Source organism: Chitinivibrionia bacterium (genome assembly GCA_009779925.1).
GTDB lineage: Bacteria > Fibrobacterota > Chitinivibrionia > Chitinivibrionales > Chitinivibrionaceae > WRFX01.
In genome coordinates, this window is sequence record WRAZ01000029.1 from 17,462 (window position 1) to 29,102 (window position 11,641).

Genomic DNA, 11,641 nt, shown 5'->3' on the forward strand with positions numbered 1-11,641 from the left:
ATATGACAAGCGTGTGTTTTAATACTTCAACGCTTGATTTTTATCAAGTAAACTTCATCAATTACTATTAAAACCACTGAATTTCTTTAATTTCATCTTACAGATATAAAATACATTTCGCCCAAACAAAAAAGCAGAAAACATTTCGCTTTCTGCTCTATATCTGTTTATATTGCAACTGCTATCCTTACTGAAAAACTCGCAAATACGGAAACCCGTTGTTGATTGTTGGGCTTATTCCCCAAATGTTGGAAAAATTCCAGTTAGTAAAAGTTTCTTCTTGTTTCATTTCAGTGGTAGTTCTCGGCTCTCCTCTGCCGTCATTGTCTGATTGTGCGGTTGTTTCAGTGTTGTAGAAGGAGTTGTTTAACAATGAAACCATATCGTGATTAATATATCCACTTCCAATTAAACCGCCTACTTGTTCATCTCCTGCCACACTTCCTATTGCATATGAATTCGCTACTACAAACCACGTTGAACGCTGTTGAATTGATGGGAAACCTCCTGGAATTGCTCCGATTAAACCGCCTATCGCTCTTATTCCTGACGTATTTCCCGTAGCATAAGTATTGTGAATACGAGGGGATATTCCATTTATTGCACCAACCAAACCGCCTACCCAAATTTCGCCATTAACATTTCCTGTTGCATAAGAACTTCTTATATCGCCATCAACCACTCTCCCGACAAGACCGCCTACAGCACTATCTCCTATTACGCCGCTCGTAGCACGAGAATTGTCTATTCTGGAAGCGAGCCGCGATTCTCCAACTAAACCGCCAACGTTTCTTATTCCTATAACATTGCCGCCAGCACTACTGTTATTAAGTCCGCTACCACCAACTAAATATCCGAATAAACCACCTACATTCTCCTGCCCGTACACAGTAGACATCGAGTGCCCTCTTGTTATCCGTCCACCAAAAACTCCCGCTAAACCACCAACGTTATTATTACCGTCAACTATTCCTGTCGAATAAACATTTTCTATCAACTGACGAGAATACACAAGCCCTGCCAAACCACCAACATAATTTTTCCCTGCAACGTTAAAATCTATTAACTCAAGGTTTCTTACAGTTGCTTCTTCCGGCAATACGCTAAAAAAACCTTGAAAATTTTTATCTGACTGATTGACATAAACTCCGCTAATAGATTTTCCATTACCGTTAAATGTCCCTCTAAAAAAATTCTGCTCGCTAAGGTTGCTAATGATATAATTTCCCCACGCTTGGTCTCCTTGCGTTGACGTTATCGCCCCTATTGGAATCCATTCTCCATTATTTATAACAACGTCGTTCCCAAGTATAACTGTTTTGCGAAAAAAATCTGTTCCGCTATTAACTAATGTAGCCAGTCCTCTTAATTGTGTTTCTGTCGTTATAGTAAATTCGGTTTTTGACGAGTCATACCAATTTGTCAGTGGGTTGTTATTATTACCCGTAGTATCTCTATCTTTCGGATCTTTGCTATTCCCACCATCCGAACACCCGCCGACAAACAACCCTAATACAAACACCAAAATCGCCAAACCAAATATTTTTTTCATATCTTACCCCTCGAAAATTAAACTATTTTTTACTGCAAATATAATATTTATTTCATCTCAGCGCCAATTTTTCATTGTTTTATACAAAAATTCTTTTTCTTGAAAATTCAACTAAGCGAAATTCCAAGAGCTTTTTTTCCCATAAAACTATATCCGACCCAAAAACACACCCGCCCCTTGCGGGAGAAATGAAAAAGTTAGTATTTTGTATCTAAATTTTAGAAAAAAGGAAAAAAATGGCGCTTGACCTGACTAAATTCGCGCATTTACATACGCACAGCGAATACAGTTTTTTGGACGGTATGATACGGCTTAAAGATTTGGTGAAAAAAACCAAAGCGCAAGGGCTGGAATACACCGCGCTTACCGACCACGGCGGGTTATACGGTGCTATGGAATTCGGAAAACTTTGCGGAAAAGACATCGCGCCGATTATAGGATTTGAGGCGTATATCGTCGGCGGAAGCAGGTTTGACAAAAAGGGCGAAACCGAAAAATACAACCACCTTATTTTACTCGCCGAAACGCAGGAGGGCTGGAGAAATCTGATGCATCTGTCGAGTATCGGCTACACCGAGGGCTTTTACAGAAAACCGCGGATTGACCTCGAAATTTTGCGCGAACATTCAAAGGGGCTTATAGGAACTTCCGCCTGTATTGCGGGAATGATACCTCAGGCGTTTCTGAACAAATCCAAGAGCGAAGAAGAAAGATTTGCAACCGCTGAAAAAATTTTGGACGAACATCTGCAAATTTTCGGCGAAAACAATTTCTTTTTGGAATTGCACAAACACGGGCTCGACGACGAAGAGATTATAACCCCCAAACTTATAGAACTCGGAAAGAAAAAAGGCGTGCCTTTTATTGTCGCCAACGACGCGCATTATTTGGACGCCGAAGACGCGGAAGCGCACGAAGTTTTGCTCGCCTTGCAAACGCAGGATAAAATGAACAATCCCAAGCGCTACAGATTTTCGGCGGACAATTTTTACTTAAAATCGCCCGAAGAAATGGCAAATCTCTTTCCCGAACTTCCCGAAGCGTTTGCAAACACTTACGAAATCGCCCAAAGATGCGGCGGCAAAATAAAAATGAAAAACGACGCGCAAATGCCCAGCCCCGGAGTGCCGACCTTTGAATTTCCCGAAGAAAAACACAACGCCCTCATTGAAAAAGTAAAGCATTGGGTCGAAACGGACAGAGAAAAAGCAAAATTTTGGGCTTCGAGAACAGGCGAAAACGGCGAATTAACGCACGAATTTTACAAAGCGCTCGAAGAAGCGGAATATCTCACAAAAATTGCGTATCAGGGAGCGGAGGATTTATACGGAAAACCGCTCGGCAAAGAGGTTATCGACCGCTTGGAATACGAACTCGAAACCGTAATAAAAATGGGCTTTCAGGGATATTATTTGATTGTCGCCGACTTTTTGAAAGAGGCGGACTATCTTGGAATTTTCAGAGGCGTAAGAGGCTCGGCGGCGGGGTCGCTTGTGTGCTATTGCACGGGAATAAGCAGTGTTGACCCGCTCAGGTTCGGGCTTTTCTTTGAGCGATTTTTGAACCCCGAAAGAATATCACTGCCCGACGTGGACGCGGATTTTGCGGAAGACAGACGGCAAGATATACTTAATTATTGCCGCGAAAAATACGGAAAAGAAAACTTTTGCCAAATAGTAAATTTTGGCACAATGCAGGCGAAAATGGCTGTAAAAGACGTCGCCAGAACTATGGATATTCCAATTCCCGACGCAAATTTTCTTACAAAACTGATAGGCGAAGGACTTGTGGCGGCAGACGCTTTGGAAGCGGCAAAGGCGGAAAAAGACAAGAAATACAAGCGAATAAAAACGGGCGATTTAACAATAAAAGAGGCGATTGAAGCAAGCGAAGAGCTAAAGAAAAAAATGGACGAAAATCCGCAATACAAAGAATTGTTCAAATACGCAATAAAGTTTGAAGGGCTTGTTAGACAGCCCGGAGTTCACGCGGCGGGCGTGGTTATCGCCCCAAAAGACGTGCGAAACTGGGCGCCGCTTGCAAAACAGGCGGGCGACGACAAACCCGTAGTTTCGCAGTTTGATATGCACTACATAGAAGACGCGGGAATGATAAAAATGGACTTTTTGGGACTGCGCACGCTAACGCTCCTGAAAGACGCGACCGACCTTATAAAACTGAACCATCAAATATCGATAAACCCTTGGAAAGACATTCCCGAAGGCGACGATTTGACCTACAAAGAAATTTTTCACAAGGGAAACACCGTCGAAATATTCCAGTTTGAAAGCCCCGGAATGCGCAAATATCTTAAGCAATTAAAGGCAAACAGCGTGGAAGATTTGACCGCAATGACCGCAATGTATCGCCCCGGTCCTATGGATAACATAGAGCCGCTTATCGAAACCAAACACGGCAAGCGAAAAATTACTTACCACCACGAGAAACTCGCGCCCATCCTTGACGTTACATACGGCTTCATAGTTTATCAGGAGCAGGTTATGAGCATTGCCCGCGAAATCGGCGACTTTACGATGGGACAAGCGGACGAATTGCGCAAAGCAATGGGTAAAAAACAGCACGATAAAATGGAAGAAATGCACCCGAAATTCATCAACGGCGCAAAAAGGCAGGGTATCGAAGAAAAAATTGCTCAGACAATTTGGGCAGATATGGAAAAGTTCGCTTCTTACGGTTTCAATAAGGCTCACGCGTGCGTGTACGCGCATATTTCGTATCAGAGCGCGTATCTCAAAGCCCATTATCCCGTAGAATATATGGCGGCGGTTATTACGTCGAGAATGGGACAAGGCGAAAAATTTGTCACCGCGCGAAACGAAGCCGAGCGAATGGGAATAAAAATATTACCGCCCAACATCAACATTTCGCTTAAAACTTGCGCAATTCAAGGAAAAAACATAGTTGTCGGTTTCAGCGCAATAAAAGGCGTGGGAGACAAAGCGGCGGATAATATAGTACTCGCGCGAAACGAACTCAGACGAAATTTTGAAAATATTTTTGATTTTTGCGCGAATGTGGACTTGCGGCTCGTAAACAAAACGGCTATCGAAAACCTGATTTATTCGGGCGCATTCGACTGTTTCGGTCTTGCGCGTTCGCAATGTTTTGACGTAATTGAGGCGGCTTGCGACTACGGAAAAGCAATCCAAGAAGAGAAAACAAGCAGTCAAGTTTCAATGTTCGGCGACATTCAAAACATAATAGCAATCCCCAAAATTCCAAATATAGAAGAATGGGACATTGATTATAAACTTCTTAAAGAGCGGGAAGTTTTGGGCTTTTACGCAAGCGGCTCTCCCCTCGACAAATACAAATACGAAATCGACGGAATTTCCACCCTAAAATTCGGCTTGGAATTGGACGACGACGATGGAGGCTTTTACGACGGCGAAATTTCGGCAAACGCAGGCGTAAAACACGCAAAACTGTTGAAGAAAAACGGAACAATTCAGACAATCGCAGGCATAATAACCGAGAAAAAAGTCCTGACTTCCAAAAAAGACGGTCGCCCCTTCGGATTTTTGACTTTGGAAGACGCTTACGGCATAAAAGCCGAAGTCGCGCTTTGGGCGGACAAATATTCGACGTATTCGGAATTTGCGCAAAAAGATAAAATTGTAGTAGTAAAAGGCAGAGCGACCATCGAAATCGGCGCAAGCGAAAAAGACGGCGAAAAAAGCGGAGAAGGCGACAGCGAAAACGAAATCAGCGTAAAAATAACCGCGGAAAAAATGATACCGATAGAAGAAGCCCGCAATTTTTTGAACAAAGTGCATTTGGAATTATCGCTCGACAACCTAAAAAACGAAAATATTGAAGAAATCGCAGAAATTTGCCTTAAACACAAAGGCGAGGCACTGTTGGTTTTGCACTTTGTTTCCGAAAAAGGCGTTGAACACGAAATGTTATGCAAAAACGCAAAAGTCGAGAACTCAACTATGCTTTTGGAGAAACTAACCGAGTTGCCATACATAAATTCCATTAGACTTTCACAGTAAAATCCGATAAATATATATCAAAAAACAAGAAAATGCTTATTTTTTTGAATTTTGCATTAAAAACCTTGCAATTTTGGGCGGAAAAAGATTATATTATGCCGAATCAGAAAGGGTTTTTATGCAACGTAAGCAAATATTATGGATAGACGACGAGGTTGAATTTTTTAGAGCGCATATAATGTTTTTAGAAGCGCGCGGGTATAACGTTATGCCCGTTTACAGCGGAAATGATGGGCTTTCTCTGCTGCATAAAACTCCAAACGCTTTTGACATTGTTCTTTTGGACGAACAAATGCCGGGCAAGGACGGGCTCACGGTTTTGAGCGAAATAAAGAAATTTCTGCCCGATTTACCCGTCGTTATGGTAACCAAAAGCGAAGAAGAAGACTTAATGGAGCGTGCAATCGGAAAAAAAATCGACGGCTATCTGACAAAACCCGTAAACCCAAGCCAAATTTTGATGGTTTGTAAAAGATTGCTTCAAACGCAAGAAATTTTATCGGAGCAAGCGAAAAACGCATTCGTAAAAAATTACAGCGAAATAAAAAATTTTCTGCAAAACCAAGACGAAATATCACACAAAGATTGGGTGAAAATTTATCAACAACTCGTCCGCCGAGAACTCGACACCGAAAACGTAGAAGACGAAACCATAAGGCAAACTCACAACACACAAAAGGTAGAAATAGAACAAAAATTTTCGGAATTTGTTATGGAAAACTATCCGCTTTGGATAAAAAAAAGCGATACACTAATCGAAAAACCGACGCTTTCCAACGAAATTTTGCAAAAATACGTAGTTCCCGAAATAAACAAAAACCCAAAATTCGCACTGATTGTTTTGGACAGTATTCAACTGAGCCAGTTCGTAATGATACAGCGATTTTTAAGAAAAAGTTTCCAAAACAGCGGAACATATTTTTACTTTTCGACCTTGCCGACAACTTCGCCGCACGCTCTCGGCTCGCTTTTTACAGGGCTTTTACCTGTGGAATTTGCAAAAGAAAAGCCCGATTTGTGGAATAATTTTCTAGGCGGCGCAAACACTCACGAAAAAGTAGCGGAATTTGGTTTTGAGAAGCTCGGCAGCGAAAAGAAACCCATCTTTTTCAATATGCTCAAAGACAATTTGCAGGCGAGCGATATTATTGCGAAAATAGAAAAAAAATGCGATGACGGCAACTCATTTCCCTTGATTTTCTCGGATTTTTTAGACCTTTTGCAGTCAAACAAGCAAAGTAAATTCGTCAAAGACCTTATCACAAGCCCGAAAGTGTTCCGCGATATGACTTCGACGTGGTTTGAAAAAAGCGAATTGCACAAACTTTTACAAGAATTAAGCAAGCAAAATTACACAATCGCCTTAACGCCGTCATCAGGAAATGTCCTCTGCACAACGGCGGCGGAATTCTACGGCTCTGCAGACGGATACTGCAATATGAGATTTCGTTCGGGCGAAAGTATAGACGTGGACAGAAGAATAGGCTTTTACGTTTTGGAACCCCAAAATTACGGGTTGCCGATAAAAAGCGAAAACACGCATATAAACATACTTAACGGAAGCTATTATTTCACACCGCACCTAAACTACAAACGCAACGAAAAAACCAAATACAAAACGGACATAAAATATTCTACAAGTTATTTTGAAAAAGGCGGAATTTCGCTGGAAGAAATGATAGTTCCTCTTACAATTATGCGCCCGCTTTCAAACGAGCCCGACGGAGAATTGCTTTAATATGTCGATTTTTTTGTCAAATTCGGTAGAAGACACAAGAAATTTCGGTAAAAACTTTGCAAAAAACATAAAAAAAGGACAAGTTTTTGCCCTAAACGGCGAAGTCGGTTGCGGAAAAACCGAGTTTGTGCGTGGAGTTATGGAAGAATTATCACCGCAAACCACCGTTTCAAGCCCAACTTTTTCTGTTGTTAATTCCTACAAATGCAAAAACTTCACCGTTTATCATTTCGATTTTTACCGTATAAAAAATATAGATGAACTTTTTGAAATCGGCTTTGAAGAATATTTATCAAAAGACAACGTTGTTTTTATCGAGTGGGCTGATATGTTTCCGCAAGCGCTTAGCGAGAATGTAGGAACATTAAATTTTGAAGCAGTCGGCGAAAACGAGAGAAAAATAACTTTTTAACGAGCGGCAAAAGCGATTGCTTCGACTAAAGTTTTAAGTTCTTCCTCTTCAATAATATAAGGCGGCATTATGTAGGCAAGTTTTCCGAAAGGTCGAAGCCAAGCGCCGCGCTCTATGCAATCTGCCTGAAACTGTGCGACATTTATTTTCTCTTTCATTTCAACTACGCCTATTGCACCGATTACACGGACATCGGCGACTTTTTCATTTTCTCTGAGCGGCATTAAGTTTTCTTTCAGGTATTTTTCTATAAACAGCACTTTTTTCTGCCAATCCCACGAGGTGAGTAAGTTCAGATTTGCAAGCGCCGCGGCACAGGCGAGCGGATTTGCCATAAAGGTGGGACCGTGCATTAAAGGCATACCGTTTTTACAGGCTCCCTGCGCGACTTTTTCTGTGCAAATCATTGCGGAAAGAGTGAGCATTCCGCCTGTAAGCGCCTTGCCTACGCAAATAATATCGGGAACAATATCAGCGTGTTCTATCGCAAACATTTTTCCTGTGCGCCCAAATCCTGTGGCTATTTCGTCGGCAATCATAAGGACGTCGAATTCGTCGCATAATTCGCGGATTTTTTTAAGAAGTTGCGGAGAATAAAACTTCATTCCGCCTGCGCCCTGAACTATTGGCTCTACTATTACGGCGGCTATATCTTTGCTGTTTTTCTGCAAAATTTCGCGAATATCTTTTTCATTTGTTTCGGCAAAAAATTGTTTAGGGAGCGCGTTTCCGAAAAAAGAGTGCATTCCGTTAATCGGGTCGCAAACAGACATTGCGCCTGCCGTGTCGCCGTGATAGGCGTTTTTCAGCGAAAGAAATTTTGTTTTGCGCGCGCATTGAATAGCCGTTTTCATTGCAACTTCGACGGCAACCGAGCCGCTGTCGGCAAAAAATATCTTGCTGAATTCGGCGGGCAAGAGCGATAAAAGTTTTTTGCCTGCGTTTATGGCGGGCTCGTGTGTTAAGCCGCCGAACATTACGTGGCTCAAGTTTGCCGCTTGCTTTTGTATTGCCTCCACCAAAATCGGATGCGAATATCCGTGAATTGCCGCCCACCACGAAGCCATTCCGTCGATGACTTTGCGACCGTCCGCAAAGGTTAATTTACAGCCGCTCGCCGAAATCACGGGATAGGCAATGTCGGGAGAAATTGCAGACGTATATGGGTGCCAGAGGTGTTTGCGGTCGAATTCCAAATCCATTATTTGTTCTCGCAAAATTTTATGTCGGCGATAACTTTTATTCCCGTCGCCCCATAGAAAAACAATGGATTGTCTTCGCAAATCTCTTCGTCGTCTTCATTTTTCGGCTTTATTGTCTGCGAAAAAACCGCGCCTGCTATTTCAATTCCTCTTCTTTGAAGCGTTATGGCGCTCATAACCGATAAACTTATCGCCCCTACTCTGTTAGGAATGCACAAAATTACAGGAAACCCCAAACTCATCGCCAAATCAATATTATATTTTTTATCAGTTATAGGCGTGTAAATTCCACCTGCCGTTTCAACAAAAAATGTATCGTAATTTTCGGAAACCTCTGTGATTTTTCGCACAAGCTCATAAAAATCCACATCGTCGCTTCCCTCTTTGTAAGCAGCCAAATGCGGCGACGCGGGCATTTTGAAAGTGCGATAAATTAGCGACGAATAAACTTCAGGCGAAACATTTAGTCCCGCTTTCGCAAAAATAAAATCCAAATCGGGCGAACGACCGTCTGCGCTTCCTGTTTGCACAGGCTTGCAGGCAATGGCGTTTTCGCCGTTTTCGAGCGCGGATTTAAGAAGTGTCGCCGTGGCGAATGTTTTACCGCAATCGGTATCGGGTGCAAGAATTGTATATTTTTTTTTCATATTTTCCTCCGTGGTTTGTGGGGAAAATACGTTTTGCCAAAGAAAGAAAATTCATCAAAACCAAAATACTTCCGAAATCCAACAAGAAAAAATATTATTTTATAAACAACAATAATAAAAAAGGGGCAACAAATGACAAGAGAAGAGCAAAATGTCTTTTTAAGTAAAGAATACGCCGAGGCAATCCGTTATATGGATAACGCCAAGGAGGCATTGCAGAAAGCAAGAAAAGAAGACCACGGATACTATAAAGATAAAAAATATGTGCGAACAGCTTGCGGCGTTGCATATTTAGGCGTTTTAGTCGCCCTTGACGCTTGGTTTGAAATGAAAGGCGTTCAAAATCCAAAGAAAAACAATAGAAAGTCAATAGATTTCTACAAAAAACACGTTTCGCAGTTTGATAAAAAAATGGCTGATTATTTTGATACGGTTTATGACGTCTTGCATTTATACGGCTATTATGACGGAACGAAAAATGTAAAAACCATTCAATCCGGTTTTGATGTTGCCTACGAAATTATCGAAAAAATCAAGCCCGAAAATCCTGTGGAAATAAAAGAAAGCAAGTCGAGCGCGGCAAAAAGAATGTTGAGTAATTTTTTTGTTTCTGTTGCGGTGATGTTTAGGTAAATCTCAAATGTTTTCTTACTCCCAACCAACCACGGCGGATAATACTATCCGCTTTTTTATACAAATTTCCCAAAAAATCAAAAACTTCCCAACTTCACTCCAAAACAAATAGTATTTTCTCCCCAATATTTTAGGGAAACCAAAACAAACGGGAAAAAACCAAATGGTTGCAACAGAAAATCTTCAAATTTTCTTCAATCTTGCAATAAAAAACATTGCAGGCGGTTTCTTGTTTTTAAGCGAAGCGCCAAATTAAATTATTAGCCATTTAGTCGTTTGGCAATATTCGATTGTCTAAGCAAATTATACAATTCGGAAAAATCTGACAATTCTATAACATCTTTGGGTATCCCAAGAAAATAAAAGTACTTGTTTAATAATTTAAGGATATACCGAGCGTGAACCATAGATATTTTACCTTTTTTATCGAAACATATCGGTTCGCAGTGAGATATTCTGTTTCGAAGCAATTTTACTTTATCAATTTCTTCTGCTATTGTTTTCTGATTGACCCCTTTTGCTTTGTTTGGAAATATTGCAAGTATTGTTCTGTCGCCTCTTATGAATTGATGCTTGAAAAACATTTTTGCCCAAAACCCAAAATTCATAACGGACACTAAACGGTCGTGTGAATAACTATTTACAGACGCTAACTTTTCTTTTTCTTTGACAATAGAGCTCACAACTCGTGTTTCGAAAAAATTTTCCGGTATTTGGTTTAATATCCACTCTTTATCGTTGAAATGGTTTATATAATGTTTATCTATAGCGTTTCTTAACACTACTTCAAACAACCCGATAACGCTATGAAATTTTCTGGATACTTCCATATTCAAAATATATAGCCGAAGCGCTTTTTGCTCATCTCCACCGCAAGCAACCTTGTATTTTCCTATTCGAGGTTTTGATAAATACTCTTCACAATTTTTGTAGTTCATATAATTGTATGCTCCTTTTCGAGCGGAAAATAATAAATATCACAATGAAAAACAAGTGTTTTTTACGAAATACAGAAAAACCCTTGCGCTTTATTGTAGAAATATAGTATATTTATTATGTAGAGCCTGCTGGTCACTGTCATTGATATACCTTCAGGACACGTTAGAGGGGGTGTCGTATGATGCCCTCTTGCTTTTTTGCACAATCTCGGCAATTCTCACAAAATTCACCAAAATCAAAATAATCCCGAAACTCATCAAAAATAAAACGTATTTTAACACCAGATTTTAGATAAATCTAAAACAAACGGGAAAAAGCCAAATGGTTGCAACAGAAAATCTTCAAATATTCTTCAATCTTGCAATAAAAAATATTGCGGGCGGTTTCTTGTTTTTAAGCGGAGCGCCAGCGGAGCGCCAGCGGAGCGCCAGCGGAGCGCCAGCGGAGCGCCAGCGGAGCGCCAGCGGAGCGCCAGCGGAGCGCCAGCGGAGCGCCAGCG

The 11,641-nt window shown here is 41.1% G+C and carries 8 protein-coding genes; 4 read left to right on the forward strand and 4 right to left on the reverse strand.

Annotated features, from left to right (window positions below; all coding sequences use genetic code 11):
- Positions 1 to 187 precede the first annotated feature (187 nt).
- The gene (locus FWE23_08285) at positions 188 to 1,552 is read right to left on the reverse strand and encodes a hypothetical protein (GenBank protein MCL2845432.1); all 1,365 of its coding nucleotides are present in this window, start codon (positions 1,550 to 1,552) and stop codon (positions 188 to 190) included.
- A gap of 236 nt (positions 1,553 to 1,788) precedes the next feature.
- On the opposite strand from FWE23_08285, the gene dnaE reads away from it, so the two are divergent.
- The 3 genes from dnaE (at position 1,789) to tsaE (ending at position 7,721) form a co-directional block, all read left to right on the forward strand.
- Positions 1,789 to 5,571: a DNA polymerase III subunit alpha gene (gene dnaE / locus FWE23_08290; GenBank protein ID MCL2845433.1), complete on the forward strand. Its 3,783-nt coding sequence runs from the start codon at positions 1,789 to 1,791 to the stop codon at positions 5,569 to 5,571.
- A gap of 118 nt (positions 5,572 to 5,689) precedes the next feature.
- Entirely contained in the window at positions 5,690 to 7,309 is a 1,620-nt protein-coding gene (locus FWE23_08295; GenBank protein ID MCL2845434.1) for a bifunctional response regulator/alkaline phosphatase family protein, read from the forward strand.
- A 1-nt stretch (position 7,310) separates the two neighbouring features.
- Positions 7,311 to 7,721 carry a tRNA (adenosine(37)-N6)-threonylcarbamoyltransferase complex ATPase subunit type 1 TsaE gene (gene tsaE, locus FWE23_08300; GenBank protein MCL2845435.1) on the forward strand — a complete coding sequence of 137 codons (411 nt, stop codon included), beginning with the start codon at positions 7,311 to 7,313 and terminating at the stop codon, positions 7,719 to 7,721.
- On the opposite strand, the gene bioA is transcribed toward tsaE, so the two are convergent.
- Positions 7,718 to 8,923 carry an adenosylmethionine--8-amino-7-oxononanoate transaminase gene (gene bioA, locus FWE23_08305; protein MCL2845436.1) on the reverse strand — a complete coding sequence of 402 codons (1,206 nt, stop codon included), beginning with the start codon at positions 8,921 to 8,923 and terminating at the stop codon, positions 7,718 to 7,720. The genes tsaE and bioA overlap by 4 nt on opposite strands.
- Positions 8,923 to 9,570, reverse strand: a complete 648-nt coding sequence (gene bioD / locus FWE23_08310) for a dethiobiotin synthase (protein MCL2845437.1) — start codon at positions 9,568 to 9,570, stop codon at positions 8,923 to 8,925. Before bioD ends, bioA begins: the two co-directional genes overlap by 1 nt.
- Positions 9,571 to 9,702: 132 nt before the next feature.
- Between bioD and FWE23_08315 the strand changes: the two genes are divergently transcribed.
- On the forward strand, positions 9,703 to 10,203 hold the full coding sequence (locus FWE23_08315; GenBank protein ID MCL2845438.1) for a DUF5618 family protein: 501 nt from the start codon (positions 9,703 to 9,705) through the stop codon (positions 10,201 to 10,203).
- Between the two features lie 260 nt (positions 10,204 to 10,463).
- On the opposite strand, the gene FWE23_08320 is transcribed toward FWE23_08315, so the two are convergent.
- Entirely contained in the window at positions 10,464 to 11,141 is a 678-nt protein-coding gene (locus FWE23_08320) for an Abi family protein (protein ID MCL2845439.1), read from the reverse strand.
- Between the last annotated feature and the right edge of the window lie 500 nt (positions 11,142 to 11,641).